At 37.9% G+C, this 17,599-nt stretch carries 19 protein-coding genes; 1 reads left to right on the plus strand and 18 read right to left on the minus strand.

Features of this window, described 5'->3' with window-relative positions; translation table 11 throughout:
• Positions 1-181 precede the first annotated feature (181 nt).
• The 14 genes from BUA89_RS01555 to BUA89_RS01620 form a co-directional block, all read right to left on the minus strand.
• Positions 182-1,054, minus strand: a complete 873-nt coding sequence (locus tag BUA89_RS01555) for an alpha/beta fold hydrolase (RefSeq protein WP_072952869.1) — start codon at positions 1,052-1,054, stop codon at positions 182-184.
• An 89-nt stretch (positions 1,055-1,143) separates the two neighbouring features.
• Positions 1,144-1,659 carry a DsbA family protein gene (locus tag BUA89_RS01560; protein WP_072952870.1) on the minus strand — a complete coding sequence of 172 codons (516 nt, stop codon included), beginning with the start codon at positions 1,657-1,659 and terminating at the stop codon, positions 1,144-1,146.
• A gap of 2 nt (positions 1,660-1,661) precedes the next feature.
• Positions 1,662-2,123, minus strand: a complete 462-nt coding sequence (locus BUA89_RS01565) for a redoxin domain-containing protein (protein ID WP_072952871.1) — start codon at positions 2,121-2,123, stop codon at positions 1,662-1,664.
• A 5-nt stretch (positions 2,124-2,128) separates the two neighbouring features.
• A complete protein-coding gene (locus BUA89_RS01570) occupies positions 2,129-2,815 on the minus strand; it encodes a YoaK family protein (protein WP_178362415.1) in 687 nt (228 codons plus the stop codon).
• 11 nt (positions 2,816-2,826) lie between these two features.
• The gene (locus BUA89_RS01575; protein ID WP_072952873.1) at positions 2,827-3,876 is read right to left on the minus strand and encodes a cupin domain-containing protein; all 1,050 of its coding nucleotides are present in this window, start codon (positions 3,874-3,876) and stop codon (positions 2,827-2,829) included.
• Between the two features lie 451 nt (positions 3,877-4,327).
• Positions 4,328-5,008 (minus strand): YoaK family protein, encoded by a 681-nt coding sequence (locus tag BUA89_RS01580; protein WP_072952874.1) that lies wholly within the window; start codon positions 5,006-5,008, stop codon positions 4,328-4,330.
• A 9-nt stretch (positions 5,009-5,017) separates the two neighbouring features.
• Entirely contained in the window at positions 5,018-5,986 is a 969-nt protein-coding gene (locus BUA89_RS01585) for an NAD(P)H-quinone oxidoreductase (RefSeq protein WP_072952875.1), read from the minus strand.
• A gap of 116 nt (positions 5,987-6,102) precedes the next feature.
• Entirely contained in the window at positions 6,103-6,462 is a 360-nt protein-coding gene (locus BUA89_RS01590) for a lipocalin-like domain-containing protein (protein ID WP_072952876.1), read from the minus strand.
• A 52-nt stretch (positions 6,463-6,514) separates the two neighbouring features.
• Positions 6,515-7,072 carry a hypothetical protein gene (locus tag BUA89_RS01595; RefSeq protein WP_072952877.1) on the minus strand — a complete coding sequence of 186 codons (558 nt, stop codon included), beginning with the start codon at positions 7,070-7,072 and terminating at the stop codon, positions 6,515-6,517.
• 294 nt (positions 7,073-7,366) lie between these two features.
• Positions 7,367-7,915 carry an antibiotic biosynthesis monooxygenase gene (locus BUA89_RS01600; protein ID WP_072952878.1) on the minus strand — a complete coding sequence of 183 codons (549 nt, stop codon included), beginning with the start codon at positions 7,913-7,915 and terminating at the stop codon, positions 7,367-7,369.
• 20 nt (positions 7,916-7,935) lie between these two features.
• Complete coding sequence (locus BUA89_RS01605; RefSeq protein ID WP_072952879.1) at positions 7,936-8,994, minus strand: NADH:flavin oxidoreductase/NADH oxidase; 1,059 nt, start codon at positions 8,992-8,994, stop codon at positions 7,936-7,938.
• Positions 8,995-8,999: 5 nt separating this feature from the next.
• Complete coding sequence (locus BUA89_RS01610; RefSeq protein ID WP_072952880.1) at positions 9,000-11,222, minus strand: hybrid sensor histidine kinase/response regulator; 2,223 nt, start codon at positions 11,220-11,222, stop codon at positions 9,000-9,002.
• 49 nt (positions 11,223-11,271) lie between these two features.
• Positions 11,272-11,967, minus strand: coding sequence for a LytR/AlgR family response regulator transcription factor (locus tag BUA89_RS01615; protein WP_072952881.1), 696 nt, complete (start codon positions 11,965-11,967; stop codon positions 11,272-11,274).
• 57 nt (positions 11,968-12,024) lie between these two features.
• A complete protein-coding gene (locus tag BUA89_RS01620; protein WP_072953272.1) occupies positions 12,025-12,498 on the minus strand; it encodes a Dps family protein in 474 nt (157 codons plus the stop codon).
• A gap of 260 nt (positions 12,499-12,758) precedes the next feature.
• Between BUA89_RS01620 and BUA89_RS01625 the strand changes: the two genes are divergently transcribed.
• Positions 12,759-14,021: an esterase-like activity of phytase family protein gene (locus BUA89_RS01625; RefSeq protein ID WP_072952882.1), complete on the plus strand. Its 1,263-nt coding sequence runs from the start codon at positions 12,759-12,761 to the stop codon at positions 14,019-14,021.
• A 434-nt stretch (positions 14,022-14,455) separates the two neighbouring features.
• On the opposite strand, the gene tpiA is transcribed toward BUA89_RS01625, so the two are convergent.
• From tpiA to BUA89_RS01650, 4 genes are all read right to left on the minus strand, one after another.
• On the minus strand, positions 14,456-15,217 hold the full coding sequence (gene tpiA, locus BUA89_RS01635) for a triose-phosphate isomerase (protein ID WP_072952884.1): 762 nt from the start codon (positions 15,215-15,217) through the stop codon (positions 14,456-14,458).
• 100 nt (positions 15,218-15,317) lie between these two features.
• Entirely contained in the window at positions 15,318-15,665 is a 348-nt protein-coding gene (locus tag BUA89_RS01640) for a tellurite resistance TerB family protein (protein WP_072952885.1), read from the minus strand.
• 76 nt (positions 15,666-15,741) lie between these two features.
• Positions 15,742-16,854 carry a BT_3928 family protein gene (locus tag BUA89_RS01645; protein ID WP_072952886.1) on the minus strand — a complete coding sequence of 371 codons (1,113 nt, stop codon included), beginning with the start codon at positions 16,852-16,854 and terminating at the stop codon, positions 15,742-15,744.
• Between the two features lie 2 nt (positions 16,855-16,856).
• Positions 16,857-17,423, minus strand: coding sequence for a DUF1599 domain-containing protein (locus BUA89_RS01650; RefSeq protein WP_072952887.1), 567 nt, complete (start codon positions 17,421-17,423; stop codon positions 16,857-16,859).
• Positions 17,424-17,599 lie beyond the last annotated feature (176 nt).

Below are 17,599 nucleotides of genomic sequence, written 5' to 3' on the forward strand. Positions count from 1 at the left end.
ATGCCTGATTGCTTTTTTTGTAATTAATTGTTAAACTTAAATATGTTATGTTTAAAAATCTTTTTTCTACTTCCGCTTATATAAAAGTTTAAATAAGTTTAAATCGAAGAGATGAAAGTATTTATCTTGGCCCGTTAAAGAAAATTTTTGTAAACTTTATCTTTAAGATTTAGTTGGGCTATTAGCCTTTCCAGCCTTGTAAGAATTCCAGCAGCAACGCATTTACTTTATCAGGACGTTCTTCATGAGGAAGATGTCCACATTGTTCAATAGATACTGCTTTTAAATTAGTCGCCATCTCTGCCCAGATTTTTGGCATATCAAACATTTTTCCCACAGCACCGAAGTTCTCACCCCAAAGTGCCAGTGTCGGACATTCTATTTTGATATGAGCATCTTCTTTATCCTGCTCTAGATCTATTGCATTAGCTCTGTAATCTGCCATCGCGCCTCGAACTGCCCCGGGAGAGCGGTATGCCTGTACATAAGTATGAAATGCTTCTCCGGAGATCGTGGAAGGGTCATAGGTCCAGTCGGAGAAAAACCATCTCAGCCATTGCTCCTCTTTTCCGGAGATAAGAACTTCCGGCAAATCGGGAACAAGATGGAACAGAAAGAACCAATAGGCTTTTGCGACTTCAGCATTCAGATCCCTGGCAACAATACGGGTGGGTACATTGTCCATCACAACCAATCTGTCTACACGTTCAGGATGGTCTTTGGCAAGCCGGGTGGCTACACGGGCACCACGGTCATGGCCTACAAGAGCAATTTTATCTATTCCCAGTTCGTCCAATAAAGCGATAATGTCATTGGCCATATTCCTTTTATCGTAGCCGGTTGCGGGTTTATCTGTCTCACCATAGCCACGAAGGTCGGGTGCTATTATCCGGTATTTTTTGCTGAGTACCGGTATTTGATATCTCCATGCATAATTGGTTTCGGGAAAACCATGGAGGAGGACAACGGGAGCGCCTTCGCCAGTGTCTATGTAATTTTGGCGGATGCCATTGGCATAAAGTGTATGGTTGATATTTAGTCTTTTAGTATCCATTTTACTTATTTAAAATAAAAAAATAATCAAATTTTTATTGATAACATGTTCATTAATGCTGTGTAGATTTATTTATCTGAAAGACTAAATCATCCTGCATTCTCTCTAATTAATTCAATCAAATCCTGAGCGCCACCATTGAATTTATTTCCGTTAACGAAGAAAGAAGGCGTTCCGTTTACTCCGCTTACAATTCCGCTTTCTAAATCCGAATCTACTTTTTCTTCCAGTTCGGTTTTCTGTATATCTTCTTTAAATTGAGAAATATTTAAGCCTATTTTTTCTGCAAGCTCAAATAAGAATAGTTCATTCAGAGATCCCTGGTTTTCGTAGATCGCATCGTGCATTTCCCAGAATTTTCCCTGAAGATTGGCTGCTTCAGCTGCAATGGCGGCAGGTCTTGCGTATTGATGCATTTCCGACAAAGGAAAATTCCTGAAAACAAATTTTACCTGACTTCCGAATTCTTTCATTAATTCTTTCAAAACAGGATAAGCGGCTCCGCAATACGGACATTGATAATCGCCGTATTCTACAATTACAAGGTCGGCGTTGTCGTTACCTTGGGCGTGGTCAGTTGTGCTGACTGATGGTTTTAGTGACATAATTATTTTGTGTTAAGATTTTCTAAAGCATCTAATATTCCGTCTGCGCCGGGATTGATGGCGGTAGGAGACAGGTAGCTCCATTCGATGATGCCATCTTTGTTAATGACGAATAATGCGCGTTTGCATTCTCCTTCCTCATCATCGTAAACGCCGTATTTTTTTGCTGTTTCTCCTTTTGCTTCAAAGTCGGCCAACAATGGGAAATGTAAGTTTCTGGATTGTGAAAAAGCAAGATGACACCATTTGCTGTCCACAGAGATTCCAAAGAGTTCTGCGTCATATTTATGGAAGAACTTCAAAGTTTCGTTGTATAAAGCCATCTGGTCGCTGCAAACCGGACTCCAGTCTGCGGGATAGAAAGCGAGGATGACATTTCTTTCTTTAAATTCTGATAAAGTGACTTTCTGGTCTGGTGTTGCAAACAATGTAAAATCGGGAGCAACTGTGCCTTTTTGTAACATAATATTTAGTTTTTAGGTGTTATTGAATTGAAAATTAATCCTCTACAAGTTAGCAATAAAACTGCAGGTAAAAGCAAAATCCAATTTTTCAATATACTTAGTAAGAAGGGAGCCGTGACAGCGCCTGACAAAAATCCCATCCATAAGAGCAGCAAATGAACTGCATTGGCTTTAGATTGATTTTTTTCATCTCTGTCATTGCTCATCATAAAGATTGCAGTATTTCTTGCAAGGCTGTTCAAAGTGCCCGTTACAAAATCGGTATTTACTTTTTGATGTCCAACGGTTGTTACGATTGTATTCATTATTCCCATCGCAAAACCAAGAATAGCAACGGACGGAATATTACCCATTTGGAAACGGTAGTTGATGAATGTATAAAAAATCAAAATTCCCGAAACAATGTAAAAAGCAATCGTTTTAGTGCTGCATTTCTTCCATAATGATAAACAGGTTCCTGCAAAGATTCCAATTAAGAAACTTCCAATTACTGTGACTGATATAATGATGACTCCATATTTTCCACTGAAAAAAGCCGTTCCCAATTGTGTGGTATTTCCACTCATAAAGGAAACATAGGTTTTCCATTTGATCAATCCCGTTGCGTCGATATATCCAGCAATGAAGGCTAAAAAGATGGCCAATTTCTCCTGTACTTTAATTTCTTCGGATGACAGAAGAGATTTTTCCACAATCAAAACCGTTATTTTTCAGGTTGAATAAATACTTTCTTCGAAGGAAATTTTTCAATTTCGCCTTCCTTCAAACCAAAATTCGTGATGACAACATCTTTCGGATTTCCAGCCAGCCATTCGCTCAGATCAATGGATTCATAAGTTCCGCTATTAAATCCAATTAAAACTTTGCAAACCTTATCGCCTGTATTTTTGATATAATGTCCGGCTCCCATCGGAACATAACCTACATCTCCCGCACTAAACTGTTCGGTAACAATCGTACCTTCCGCTAAGAAAACCGACATTTCTGCCTGTCCGGAAATAAAATACTGCCATTCATCAGCGTTCGGATGCCAGTGCATTTCTCTTAAAGCGCCGGGTTGAAGTTCTAGAATAGAACCAGCCATTGTTTTGCTGATAGGAAATTCTTTACTCGTTACCAATCTTTGCAAACCACCTCCGGGAATGATTCTCGGCTGTTGAGAATGCAAAGGATAACGGTGAAGATTGGTTAATTCAATATCAGATTCTTCAGGTCTTGCTGTGGCATTGAAAGATAATTCATCCGGAACAATTCCTGCTGCGAAATAGACTTCTTTTTGTGGTAACGCTGCTACTTCTTCAAGGGTTAAACCTAAGTTCTGAGCGGCAATTTCAGGCGGTACGCTTGAAACAAAATCTGTAACGCTGAATGTGTGGTCTTCGGAAAAATTACCGTTATCAAAGATCAGAATGAAATGACACTCTTCCGTTCCTGTCGCCTGGATCGAGTGGCCGTACCCTTTTGGGAAATACCATACATCTCCCGGTTCAAAATTATCGGTATAGCTTTTTCCGTCCGGATGAATAATAGTGGTACGAACGGTTCCCGAAATCACATACGCCCATTCTGCGGCATTGGCGTGCCAGTGCAATTCTCTCATACTTCCGGGCTGCAGTCTCATAGAAACTCCGGCAATACCTATTGATGCAGGAAAATCTTTTACAGAAGCACCTCTTGTAGTTCCTCCGTCATTAGTACGTGGGTTTTGTTTTTCTAACTCGTATTTGAAGCTTAAATTTGAAGTATTCATCATATTATTTTTTAGTGATTATTATAAGTGTCTGTCTTTAATTTCTATTGTAAAACTACTCCTGAATCTGTGATTTTTAAGCTTTCATTCGGTGAACGGGCAAAATGAGTCGTTGAGTTTTATGATATAAAAGACGATGATATTTTTCCGCTCCCGTAGAAGGTATTCTGTTAATAGATTGAAATTTGGTCGGGAGGAGTTCCGTAGGAACGAACTGATAATTATTGGCACAGGCCGCTCTTAAAGAGTTCTAATGAAGTCTTGTAATTTATATTTTAACGGATAACTCCGAAGAGGTATTTAATAAAGTTATTTTTACAAACAAACTGTTTAAAATTAATATTTATTTTTTACCCAATAGGTAGCAGGAAAAACAACTTTGTTTTTAAATAAATGTAAAAGCTGTCTGGCCACAAAACAGTTGTATTTAAAGAAAATAAAAATTGATTATCCTTTACTGAAGTTCAATTTTAGGAATAATGAGCCTTTCAAAAAAAGCGAATACGATGATCAAAGTTGCAGGAATAAGCATGGAAACTAGGCCAAAAGTAGAAGATATCAATGCTCCTGCAATGCAGCCTGTCAAAAATCCGGACAGAAGAACGAGTGATTTTTTTACATTAATTAATTTCTCAAAAGTGTTTGGTAAAGAAATGTAGGAGAAAAAATCTAATATTGCTTGGGTTACATTTCCCGTCATGACAGTGGTTGAACCAAAAGTAGAATTCGGGAATAATCGGTTGATGGTATTCTGAATTCCCATCGAAAATACAATCAGCATCAGCATCAAATGATAGATAAAACCTGTTTCGATGTGGTTTTGTTTTAAGATAAATGCGGTGAGTCCTGCTATCATCAGTAATATTCCTATAGAAACAAAGATTACTTTTTCATTTTTATAAATGCTGTTAATTTTACTCGTCAGAATAACGGCAGAGATAAAAACAGGAAAACTCACAAGGTTGGCAAAATTACCCAACGTGTGATGATGGCACAATTTGTAGGCAAAAACGACAAAGTTTCCCGTGATATGCGCGGAAAACAAGCCATCTGCCACAGTGAAGGTACTTGTGTCCACAAAACCCGCACTGAAAGCCATAATAATGGATAAATAAAAAACAGCATCTTTTTTCATGGGATGTGCTTATCTTACCAATACGATTTTACCGCTGTGCGTTCCTTTTTCTAATAATTCATGTGCTTCGGAAGCTTCAGAAAATGGAAAAGTTTTGAATATTACAGGTCTGAATTTTTTGGACTCTATCAAAGGCCAAACATATTTCTGAACTTCTTTTGCCAGTTGTTTTTTGAATTCGTACTCTCGGCCTCTCAAAGTACTTCCGGAGATGGTAAGACGTTTTGTCATTACTTTCCAGATATCGAGATTGGTCTGGCTTCCGTCAACTGCATTGATGTGAATAAGTCTGCCTTCAGGTTTCAGAATATTGATGTTTTTGGCTAAATAATCACCACCGATCATATCCAGAATTACATCTACCCCTTCGTTCTTCAGTTCATTTTCAAAATCCTGAGTTTTATAATTGATATAAAAATCTGCGCCCAAATCAAGGCAAACCTGGCCTTTCTCCTCAGAACCAACGGTAACAATAACTTTTGAGCCCAAAGCATGTGCTATCTGAATTCCTGTAATTCCGATACCGCTGTTCCCGCCGTGAAGCAAAAGGGTTTCCCCTGGCTGGAGTTTCCCTCGCTGAAAGACATTAGACCAAACTGTGAATACGGTTTCAGGCAGACTAGCTGCTTCTGCCAAACTAAGTCCGCTGGGAATTGGGAGACACTGGCCTTCGCGAACACTCACCAGCTCAGCATAACCACCACCTGCCAAAAGTGCACAAACTTTGTCGCCAATTTCAAAATCGGTAACATCTGGTCCGCACTGAACAATTGTACCGGCAACTTCCAAACCAAGAATTTCCTGATTGACACCAGCCGGAGCGGGATAATTGCCCTCTCGCTGAAAAATATCTGAACGGTTGAGGCCGGCAGCTTTTACTTCTATTAAAACTTGGTCTCCTGATACTTCGGGAGCAGGATATTCTTTTAGCTGTAAAACGTCCGGAGCTCCATGCTTTGTGATTACGATTGCTTTCATTTTTTTCAATTTTAATATTAGATTTACTTCAAACTTTCTTCCAGGTTAGTTTATGGATGACCAACCGGGAGTTGCTTGTAAAAGGTTTTTCACTTTCAAGATGAAGAAAGCCGTCTTTAAAAATAACAATTCTGTTTTGTATTTGCCCAGTCCAGTTCGGGAAAAAGGGAAATATATATCGTGTGACTTACGATTTGTTTTTTATCATCCGTTTTGAATGGGCCGGAATAAGCAAGATAGGTGGCAGCTTCCTGCGCATATTCTTCCGGAGTTGCATTTGTCCAATGTTCCTGCTGGAAATTACTGCGTTCAGGATTCATAATTTGTGCCGACATATAACCATCTGGATTATAAATAATCAGCCCTTTCGGATTTTCGCCCATCGGATATGTGATTTCTCCACCGTTTACAGGAACTTCAGTTAATTCAACGAGTGTCCAGGTCCCAAGAAGTTTTTTGAGTAATGTCGTTTCCATAATCTTAAATAAAATGAGCGTACTTTTAATACGCTCATTATGTTTTTGGGGATTAAAAAGGCTGATTGTATTTACCTGTAAGCGCTTTGTTTTCGATGCTTTTTGCAAAGTTTGGGGTTTCTTCGTGGTTGTGAGCGTCTGATGCAGCCTGTCTTGCTGCGGCAGCATCCGACAGATTAATTCCATTTTCTTTAATATATGCCAGCATTTCGGGTGTTGCCGTTGCGTGGATTTCATTGGTATACAAAGTGGTGTTGTCGTCGATTTTAGTAGCTTTCAGTTCCCATAAAACCTGAACTTTTGTTCTTCCACCTTTTGTAATTGAATCTGAAATGGATAACATTCTGCAGTAATCAGGGCGGTAGACATCTGCAACATAATGCTGAACCATCAGAGCATCTCCGATTGTTTCAACATTTAAAGAAACAGGCTGGCCATCAAAAGTGCTGGAAATGGCTGCTCCTATGTGCTGCGTTGAACATCTCTGATATTCGGCATCCGGTAAGTTTAATAGCCAGTCTGCAATATTAACTTTTTCGATTGGTGCATTGATAATTGCAGTTACACTTGAGTGAGACAATGCGTTTTCTGGTGTTTGTAGGATTTCCATAATGTTTTGGTTTTAAGTGTTTGTATTAATTTGATAGTGTAAAGCTACAAGCAACTCAGTACAAAATCAATTGATGTTCGATGAACAGGCAAAAAGTATCGTTGAACAGGTATGATGATTTATTTAAAAAAAGAAAATTAATTTAATGAAAAAATTGTCGTTCCATAGGATTCTCAATAAACTCTGTAAATGATAATTACATGTCTGTGGAATGGTAAGGGGAAACCTCATTATAAACAAAAGAATCACTGTAAAAAGCAGTGATTCTGAGTTGATAGATTAATGTGGTTGATATTATTTATAAAGCCATTTTTTAATCAGTTTTGTATAATTTGGCATAACTATAAAAACCATCAGGAAAACAATACAACCCGAAATCAGAAGTCCGTCGGAATAATGATTTGCAGGAATTTTTAATAACCTTAGAAAGGGTAGAAGTATCAGTGGAATCAATAAAGATAAAGGATAAATGGCTGACCAGGTTACCAAAAACTGTTTCCAGCGGACAGGAACTGTGGTTTGATTGTCGTCTTCGAAAAGGAAATCAAGCCCGGATTTTATTTTATAGTTGTCATTTTTGCGGAACAGTGGGACAGCTTTTTCGATGAGCTTTTTACGGGCATCAGATTCTATCCAGTTTCGGAGATTTTCAATTGTATCAAATCTGATGATAACAGTATAGATGAAGGTAAGATCTTTAACTGGACGTACAATCTGATGGTCTATGAAACCTTGGGAATGTCTGGCTAAAGGAACAATCTCATTCAGCCATTGTTCGTATTCCTGCTGTTTCCCATCGAGGATATGATGTGAAATTACTACAGATGCACCTTGATTTTCCATATCATCAGTTTTTTACAAATTTAAAAAGCTCTTCTGTATTGCCAAGGGATTTCTGTATCAAGTTCAAGTTGGATTGCAGAATGTATTGCAAAATAAGGATCTCTCAAATGCTCTCTTGCAATGATAACAAGATCTGCTTTGTTTCCGCTGATAATTTCGTCAGCTTGTTTTGCTGAGGTAATCATCCCTACAGCTCCCGTTAAAAGTCCAGTTTTTTCTTTAATAGCAGTAGCAAAAGGAACCTGATATCCCGGGAAAACCCTGTCTTTGCTTACATTGGTAAAGCCGCCGCCTGATGCGGTAATAAAATCTACACCTTCGTTTTTAAGGATTTCTGCAAGACGGATGCTGTTATCCAGTGTCCAGCCTTCTTCGGTTTCTACATAATCTACAGCAGAGATTCTTACGAGAAGAGGCATTGTTTCAGGGATCACTTTTCTTACTTCCTGAACAGTTTCTACTAAAAAACGGATTCGGTTTTCAAAACTTCCACCGTATTCATCCGTTCTTTTATTAATTAAAGCTGAATAAAACTGATGAAAAAGATAACCGTGTCCTGCGTGAAGTTCAATCGTATCAAAACCTGCTTTTATTGCCCGTACAGCGGCTTGGGCAAATTTATTTTTAAGTTCCTGGATTTCCGAAATAGATAACTCCTGAGGAATCACCCCGTTGATTTCTGTGGGTGAGGAACATTTGACAATCCATCCGCCTTCTTCCACAGTAAGGGGTTTCATTCTTTCGTTAGGGTGTTTGAGGCTTCCTTTTCCTCCGGAATGCCAAAGCTGGATTCCTATTTTAGCATTCTGTTCGTGAACAAAGTCTACAATGTTTTTCCAGGCGTTTTGCTGCTCTTCGTTCCAGATTCCGACATCGCTTAAAGTAGCTAAGCCTTCTTCGGAAACGGCGGTACATTCGGTAAGGATCAAACCTGCTCCGCCTACGGCACGGCTTCCTAAATGAACAAGATGCCAGTTGCCCGGTATCCCGTTTTGGGCACTATACTGCTGCATTGGAGATAATACAATTCTGTTTTTGAGCTCAAGACTGCGAAGTTGTATGGGGCTAAATAAATTCATTATTTTTAAGGTTTAATATTTTGTAATTGATGTAAAAATTTTTCAGCTTCTGAAAGTGATGATGTAATAATATTTCTTACTGTTTCCAAAGCTTCTTCTGATGGCTGGTCTTGTCTGGAAATTATTTCTAGGAACTCCAGTTTTTCTTCTAATAAAGGCAGTAATCCCATGATGGCAACACTGGACTTCAGATCGTGTGCTCTCAATTTTACGGTTGAAAAATCTTTGTCTTCATAGGCAAGGACAAGTTCCTTCAAATGTTGTGGAATATTGTCAATAAACTGTTGGGTAACGGTTTTTTCAAAGGTTGTATCTCCTCCGCTTATGGTTTGCATATAGCTTAAGTCGATGTATTGATAAGAAGGTACTTCTTCCTGTGTGTCAGTTTTTGAGACCCGATTATTTTCCAGTCCGAAACCTGAAATCAGTTTGAAAAGTTCTTCTTCTTTTATCGGCTTAGAAATATATTCGTTCATTCCCCGGCTCAGGCATCTTTCTCTTTCGCCTGCCAAGGCATGGGCTGTCATGGCGATGATGGGAATATCAAGCTTTAATACTTCACGGATTTGCTGTGTGGCGGCGTACCCGTCCATTTGTGGCATCTGGATATCCATCAGCACAAGATCAGAATCGTTATTTTTTAAATACTCCACGGCTTCCAGACCGTTTGAAACAATATCAAAATCTATATTCCACTGCTTTAAAAGATGCTTCATAAGACTCTGATTAATCGCATTGTCATCCACTACCAGAACACGGAGAGGAGTTTTGGATTTATCCTTAAAATAATCAGTATTAACAGGATTTACTTTGTTTAGCTGCTCCTGCGCGATGTCATAAGGAATATAGAAATGAAATGTTGTTCCTTTTCCCTGTTCGCTGATGACTTCAATGTTACCATTCTGAAGCAAGATAAGACTTTTCACGATGGATAACCCCAGTCCTGTTCCGCCATAGTTCCGTGTGATGGAATCTTCCCCCTGATTGAATCTTTCAAAAACTTCGTTTAATTTTTCTTTATCAATTCCGATTCCCGTGTCTGAAACCTTAAAACCAATAACGACTTGTTTCTCTGTCTGCTGTTTTCTGTAAACTTCAACATTAACATTGCCTTTCTGGGTGAATTTGATGGCATTTCCGATAAGGTTTACCAAAATCTGCGTTAATCTTGTGGCATCACCAACTAATGTGTCCGGAATAGTGGCGTCCACAGTGCTGGATATTTGCAGGCCTTTTTCTTTGGCCCTTTCAAGAAAAAGAGTTTCTACTGAATCTATCAGTCCGTTGATACTGAAAATTCCTGGAGTAATTCTCATCATTCCTGCTTCTATTTTCGAAAGATCCAGAATATCATTAATAATAGTCATTAAATTTTCTCCGGACCGCTGAATAGAAGATACAAATTCTGAAGAGGTTTCATCCAAAGAGCGTTTCTGCAAAAGATTGGTAAATCCTAAGATTCCACTGAGAGGTGTCCGTATTTCGTGGCTCATGTTGGCCAGAAAGTTTTCTTTGGTTTGGGCAGCAATGGATGCTTTTTTCTCCGCGATATTCAGTTCCTGTATTAAAATATATTGTCTTCGGAACTGTCGAACGATATGATAACCTATGATTGCACCGCTTAATACAAGGAGGGCTAATAAAGTCATGTCATAGATTTTTGCTTTTCTTCCCATTTCCTCGCTTCTGTTGCTGAGGTCTACCATGTGCTTCTGTCTGCTTTCGTAGATTTTTGCGGTGATGGAAGTAATTTCATTGGATATCTTTCTGGCCCGCGGATTGGCAATGGAGGTTTGATCATCCATATTTCCCAGGTCTGCATATCGTCTCAGCAGTTTTTCTTTGGTATTTTTCTTTTCCATTGCCAACACGCTGAGCCTGTGGATCAGGCGCTCTTCTTCTTCATCAGCATCGTCTTTCGAAAGAGAATCGAGAAAATTTTCAATCTGACTGATTTTTTGGTCAATCCCTTCAAGATGAGTCGTGTCATTGGTTGCAATAGAAGCCCTGATCCTGCTTTCCACTCCTAAAATATCACGGTCTATCTCTCTTAAATGATTACTGGATCTCAGCTCACTTAAAAGGATATTATTATTATGAATAAGCGCCTTGGTATTTCTTGCAGAATTAAATTGTATAGCAATCAGCAGTAAAGAATCTGCAATAAAGGTAAGGATGATGAGGTATGCAAAACGCTTGTTGCCCATTACTGAAGGTATATTTTTCATAATTTATGATAAAAGAAAATAATCAAATTTAAACAGGCAGAAGAGTTTTTTAAAAAATATTCATTCTTGTATTCAGCGCTTTTCTGTAGGCATCTGCTATCGGAATGAATTTTCCGTTAATCATAATTCCGCCGTCCTGAAGGGTATCAATTTTATTTACAGAAATAATATACGAGCGATGAACTCTGATAAAGTTGTCCTTCGGAAGACGTTCTTCTGCAGCTTTCATCGTCCCGTGTATCGCAAACATTTTTTCACGGGTATAAAATTTAACATAATCGCCCATTGCCTCAGCATAAAAAATATCATCCAGCTTGAGCCTTCTGGTAATATTAGAATCTCTTACGAAAAGAAATTCATCATTTGTTAACTGAACACTTTCTTTCCTGCTTTCTAAAATTGCCTGGGCTTTAGCCACAGCCTGTAAAAATCTTGCAGGCATGATGGGTTTCAGAAGATAGTCTGCAATATTCAGCTCAAAGGCTTCCAATGCGTATTCTTTTTTGGAAGAGGTAAAAATTATGAGGGTTTCTTTTCCTGCAAGCGCCTTGGTAAGCTCTATCCCCGTCATTTCCGGCATCTCAATATCCAGAAAAATAATGTCTACGTGTTTGGACTGCAAATGATTATAAGCATCTATCGCATTAGAATATTCATTTATGATCGTAAGATTTGGGATCTGCTTGGCCAGATGTGACAAAGTGGTTCTGGCAATATCGTTATCATCAACAATCAAAGCTTTCATTTTCCGGTATATTTATGAGTTTATACAAATATACTTAATTATGGCTGAACATTGGGTTTATCTGAAGTATGAACGGATCATCCAGGCCATTTCTTCGTGAGTTTCCATCAGTCCCGTAATGAAATCGCTGGTTCCGTAATCTTTGTATTCTTCGGCAAAAGGAGTGATGTTTCCTCTAAGGAATTCGATAATGCTTTCGTGGTCGCTTAATAAATCTTTCATATAGCCTAAGCCGTCGTTTGTTCTGTCGCTGTATTCTGTAAGATGGGTAAGTTCCAAATATATTTTCATGGTTGCAGGCGCATAATGTCCAATTTTACGCAGACGTTCTGCCACGCTGTCGATTAATTCATCCAATTGTTTGTATTGTTCTTCGAAGAAAATATGGTTGGCGTGAAAATTATCGCCGGTAACGTTCCAGTGTGCGTTTCTGGTTTTGATGTAAAGTACCGTTTCATCAGCCAGTAATTTTGCCAATTGTGTTGCTACAGCCTCTGTGTTTTGTTCTGTAATTCCGATTTTTGTTTTCATAATAGTAAGATTTAAAGTGTTGATATGATTGTTTTTTCTGATGTAAAGATCCGTCAGAATTCTTATGAAACAGTTCGGATTTCGTTGAATAGGCAAAAATGATCGGTGAAACCGAAGGGTAATTCGGTAAGTATTGATTAATTTTTATTTTAAATATTTAAAGCTTTTCTCAATGATTAATCATAATTAAAAAATAGTTATCATTCCATTTAAGTACAGTTTATAATCAATATTTACTTTCGCCTCCAATAAAAGTAAACATGAAAAAGATCTTATTACCTTTACTTGCCTTCATTTCGTTCACGGCATGTAATAACGATGATAATAACAATAATCAGAATATTGATTACTCTAAACTTCCACAGGAATTTCCCTTCAGCACTTTAAAAACTCTGAATGGTGTAAATATCATCAACGGTGGTTTCGGTTCTGGAGCCACAGCACACCCGACAAGAAAAGGAGAATTCTATGTGATTACCGATCGTGGCCCGAATGTAGCATATTCCAACGGGATCAAGATTCTAGTTCCGGATTTTACGCCGAGTATTATGCATTTCAAAATTAATGCAGACGGAAATATTGAAGTTATTAAATATATTAAGCTGAAAAATCCATCAGGACAGCCTATTACAGGTCTTCCGAACCCGGCTGGAATGGGAAGTACGGGAGAAATTGCGTATGCAGCAGACGGAAGCGTCTTAGGAACCGATAATTACGGATTGGACAGTGAAAGTATTGTTGCTGCAGCAGACGGAACTTTTTGGGTGTCTGATGAATATGGTCCTCACATTGTTCATTATAATGCCGATGGGGTAGAAATGGAAAGAATCAGTCCGATTGGCGTGAACACAGGAACAAGAAAATTGCCTGCTGTTTTTGCCAAAAGAAGACCTAACCGTGGTATGGAAGGAATGTGTATGACTCCGGACGGAAAAATGCTGGTAGGAACGATGCAGTCGACCATGTATGTGCCGACAAAAGCTTTGGCTACCAATACGACTCTGACAAGAATTGTCACTTTTGACTTGGCAACAGGACAGACAAAACAATATTTATACAGGCAGGATGGAGGTGCTTCAGACTCAGTCTGCGATATCACCCCGATCAGCAATACAGAATTTTTAGTAATCGAAAGAGACGGAAATTTCGGTTCGGTTGGGGGACTGAAAAAAGTATACAGAATCAATCTTGCGAATGCCTCTGATGTATCAGGAACAGATTTAACCGCAGTTGACGGAATGAAAATCAACGGAAAAGCACTTGAACAATCGACTTGGGACGAAATTAATACGGCCGGATTAAAACCGGTAACAAAAACTTTAGCAGTAGATCTGGTGGCAAAATTAGGTTATGAGCACGATAAATTCGAAGGAATTGTGTATTTAGGTAATAATAAGCTTGCTGTTTTTAATGACGATGATTTTGGTGTTGCAGACGACGGAGCCGGGAACCCTAAAACAAAAATTCTCCCTAAAACTGGAAAACAGGACAAAGGAACGATGTATATTGTGGATATCCAGTAGAATCTTAAATTAGTAATACGGAAGTCTCTCATTGTGAGAGACTTTTTTTATTGAATAAATACCGTTTTCATTTTTGATGAATGGATTTTACATACAATTTCATAATTTGTAAATCCGGAAACAAAAATTTATCGTACGTAAATTTAACTTAAATAATAAACGGGCTTATGTCATCATCCAAAAATAATTTCTTAGATCTGATTGCGGCTGAGATTAAGGAATTTTACGGAATTATAATTCCGGTTTATACTCAAGAGCAAAAGATTGTATATACGCTTTCTGAATCTTTTTCAGGGTTATTTCAAAAGAAACTTTACGTCTATTTTCTATCGGGAAAAGCAATTGATTATCGAGAGCGATATTTTATTTTTGGCTTTACATTTTAGGCATAAAAAAACCACCGGATCCGATGGTTTATATATCTTTAATTTCTGTTATGAATTGAATCCTTCAATAATCTTAGAGAAATCTTCCAATTTCAAAGCTGCTCCACCGATCAGGCCTCCGTCGATATCCGGCTGAGAGAAAATTTCTTTAGCATTGTCGGGTTTTACAGAACCTCCGTAAAGGATAGAAACCTCATCAGCAACTTCCTGTCCGTATTTTGCAGCGATGATACTTCTGATGTGGGCATGAATTTCCTGAGCCTGTTCAGGAGTTGCCGTTTCACCGGTTCCGATTGCCCAAACCGGTTCGTAAGCAATTACTACTTTTTTAATTTCTTCTGCAGAAAGGGTGAAAAGAGCAACTTCAGTCTGGTTTTTTACCACTTCGAAATGCTGGCCTGCTTTTCTTTGTTCTAACGTCTCACCATTACAGTAAACAGGGATTAAGCCTTTATCCAAAGCCAATTTCACTTTTCTGTTGCAGTGAGAATCTGTTTCACCATGATATTGTCTTCTTTCAGAATGTCCAATTAAAGAACCCGTTGCGTCGATAGATTCCAGCATGTCTACAGAAATTTCTCCTGTGTACGCCCCGCTTTCGTGCTCGCTGATATCCTGTGCAAAAACTCCGATTTCATCTTTTTCGAAAATATCTTTTGCCATCATTAAGTACAATGCCGGAGGAGCAATCCAAACTTCACAGTTCGTAGCATTATTGTTTTTATAGCTTAGTAACTGAACCATTAATTGCTGTGCATCAATTACATTTTTATTCATTTTCCAGTTTCCTGCAACTATTTTTCTTCTCATAGATTTTTTATTTTAGAAGTTAGAGGCTAGATATTAGAAGTTAGAATAACAGTAAGTTTTAGACTAATTTCTAACTTCTGATATCTAATTTCTCAATTAATTAGATATTCCAAAGGTTTTTCAAAAGTGTGTAGAACGTGTGTTCTTCGTCTGTTACTACATTGTCTGCTTTAATCAGTGTCTTGGCAAACTGTACAAAATTTGTACGCTCTTCTTCCGTAGAATCGTCATAGAAACAACGAGCATGGAACTCGAAATGATCTTTCCATTCTTCCGGCTGCAATAATGCTATCGTTTCAAGCTCGTTATCCAAATTCATTTTAAAAGGAAATTCATCCGCTAAATATTGCTGAACAAGCATTCCTTCTTCCGGAGCAAATTCTCCGTCTACAGAAGAAAGAATCATTAATAGATGGTAACCGGCAATCGGTTTATTAGACTTTTGCATTTATAAATAATATAGTTTAAAGTTTAGTGTTTAAAGTTTTTTGTTTTGGGTTTCACAATTGACAATTCACCATTTGTTATTTCAAATAATCTTTCGCAGGCTGTTTGTCAACAATCTTGCCATTTTCTAAAATCAAAACAAATGGATTGCTTCTCGCAATGGTTTTAATAGCTGTCGCATCCATCATCAGGTTTTTAATGGTTTTAAACGTATTCGGAAGCGTTGAAACCCCATATACAACCGTTGCTCCCTGTGTTTTAACTCTCGCCTCAAGCTCTTTTATTAACTCCGGGGAAACATTTTGCGGATGATAAGAGAATACGATGATTGCTTTTGGAGCATTGATAATTTCTGCAGTCATTTCCTGACCTGTAGGATCTTCAATTTTAAATTTTGCGATTTCAGATTTGTATCCTTCCTTTACCAAGACAGATTCGTTCTTTCCTTCTTCAATTTTCCATGGAGAACCTTCTGCCCAATATTCTGTTTTTTTGATATAATCGTCCTGATTAACTTTTAAAACCGCTCCCGTTTTCGAATTCTTAAGCGAATAAAAAGTCTTGTATTCTGACGGGTTTTTATTGATTTTTGCTTTCTCTGCTTTTAAGTCTGTCCCGATTTTATAATCACGGAAATCGATAGCCGGCTCGTGAACAATGCCATGAGCGCCCACCAGAATCATTGCCACAGAAAATACACCCAGAAGAATATATTTAAATTTGTTCCCGGACTCTTTTTTTGGGCTGTAGCTGTACGCATCTTTTTTCTTAAAGTCTTTTCTGTAAAGAAAAAATACGATAATTAGACCAAGCAAAAGCACAATATCTTTCACAAAGCTCTGCCAAGGCGTGAATTTTATCGCATCTCCAAAACATCCACAATCGGTTACTACATTGTAATAGGCAGAATAGAATGTAAGGAAACCAAAGAAAATACAAAGCGCAATTAAAGCGGAAAGTGTGAATTTAAGTTTTAATTTAATTAAAAGCATAAATCCAAGAAGAAGCTCCAAAACCACCACAAATATTGAAAGCGGTAAGGCAAATTTCTCAAAAAATGGCATATTAAAGACATTGGGAGCGAAATATTCTTCCATTTTGAAAGAAAAACCTACCAAGTCTACCACCTTCACGAAGCCCGAAAGGATGAAAATAATTGCGATAATAAAACGTAATAAACCTTTGATCATAGTTATATAGTTTGTGATTTGATGTTGTTTTCTTTTTCAGAGAATTTGATCAGGCAGAAAACGGCATAGTTGAGCATGTCAAAATAATTGGCATCTAATCCTTCAGAAACGATGGTAACACCCTGATTGTCTTCTATTTGTTTTGTTCTTAAAACTTTCTGATAAATTAAATCGGTAATGGAAGAAATCCTCATATCTCTCCACGCTTCGCCATAATCATGGTTTTTTCTTTCCATTAAATTCCGGGCATCCGTAGAATATTTGTCGTAAAGATGTAAAATCTCTTCTTTATTTTCGTTAAAATCGTTGGAAAAGCCTTTTTCAAGCTGAATAAGTCCGATAATAGAGTAGTTCACAATGGCGATGAATTCGTCTTCTTCGCTTTCATCCACCATTTTTTTATCGGTCATCTGTAACGTTCGGATTCTGTTAACTTTAATGTAAATCTGATCCGTAATTGAACTCGGTCTTAAAACCCTCCATGCTGCACCGTAATCCTGTAATTTTTTGCTGAAAAGCTCACGGCACTGACCAATAATTTTCTCGAACTGTACTGATGTTTTTGACATAAATTCTCTTAATCTTTCAAATATACGAATTTTTGTGTGTTGCAGGGATTGTAGGGTGGGAGAGTTTAAGAGTGGGAGGGTTTTTGTGTTGGTGGGTCTGAGGGTTTTAGAGTTTGAGTTTTTAAATGTAAAAGTTTTGGGGTAGATGTTTTATTCTTTTTTGTTTTAATTTTGTA

It is taken from the genome of Chryseobacterium arachidis (genome assembly GCF_900129245.1).
Lineage (GTDB): Bacteria > Bacteroidota > Bacteroidia > Flavobacteriales > Weeksellaceae > Chryseobacterium > Chryseobacterium arachidis.

Coding starts and splice junctions, on each gene's coding strand:
- BUA89_RS01600 (WP_072952878.1), bottom strand. CDS start 7,915: ATGGAAAATCAAGGTGCATCTGTAGTAATTTCACATCATATCCTCGAT.
- BUA89_RS01585 (WP_072952875.1), bottom strand. CDS start 5,986: ATGAAAGCAATCGTAATCACAAAGCATGGAGCTCCGGACGTTTTACAG.
- BUA89_RS01640 (WP_072952885.1), bottom strand. CDS start 15,665: ATGCAAAAGTCTAATAAACCGATTGCCGGTTACCATCTATTAATGATT.
- BUA89_RS01595 (WP_072952877.1), bottom strand. CDS start 7,072: ATGGAAATCCTACAAACACCAGAAAACGCATTGTCTCACTCAAGTGTA.
- BUA89_RS01650 (WP_072952887.1), bottom strand. CDS start 17,423: ATGTCAAAAACATCAGTACAGTTCGAGAAAATTATTGGTCAGTGCCGT.
- BUA89_RS01560 (WP_072952870.1), bottom strand. CDS start 1,659: ATGTCACTAAAACCATCAGTCAGCACAACTGACCACGCCCAAGGTAAC.
- BUA89_RS01565 (WP_072952871.1), bottom strand. CDS start 2,123: ATGTTACAAAAAGGCACAGTTGCTCCCGATTTTACATTGTTTGCAACA.
- BUA89_RS01580 (WP_072952874.1), bottom strand. CDS start 5,008: ATGAAAAAAGATGCTGTTTTTTATTTATCCATTATTATGGCTTTCAGT.
- BUA89_RS01575 (WP_072952873.1), bottom strand. CDS start 3,876: ATGATGAATACTTCAAATTTAAGCTTCAAATACGAGTTAGAAAAACAA.
- BUA89_RS01620 (WP_072953272.1), bottom strand. CDS start 12,498: ATGAAAACAAAAATCGGAATTACAGAACAAAACACAGAGGCTGTAGCA.
- tpiA (WP_072952884.1), bottom strand. CDS start 15,217: ATGAGAAGAAAAATAGTTGCAGGAAACTGGAAAATGAATAAAAATGTA.
- BUA89_RS01590 (WP_072952876.1), bottom strand. CDS start 6,462: ATGGAAACGACATTACTCAAAAAACTTCTTGGGACCTGGACACTCGTT.
- BUA89_RS01605 (WP_072952879.1), bottom strand. CDS start 8,994: ATGAATTTATTTAGCCCCATACAACTTCGCAGTCTTGAGCTCAAAAAC.
- BUA89_RS01555 (WP_072952869.1), bottom strand. CDS start 1,054: ATGGATACTAAAAGACTAAATATCAACCATACACTTTATGCCAATGGC.
- BUA89_RS01610 (WP_072952880.1), bottom strand. CDS start 11,222: ATGAAAAATATACCTTCAGTAATGGGCAACAAGCGTTTTGCATACCTC.
- BUA89_RS01625 (WP_072952882.1), top strand. CDS start 12,759: ATGAAAAAGATCTTATTACCTTTACTTGCCTTCATTTCGTTCACGGCA.
- BUA89_RS01645 (WP_072952886.1), bottom strand. CDS start 16,854: ATGATCAAAGGTTTATTACGTTTTATTATCGCAATTATTTTCATCCTT.
- BUA89_RS01615 (WP_072952881.1), bottom strand. CDS start 11,967: ATGAAAGCTTTGATTGTTGATGATAACGATATTGCCAGAACCACTTTG.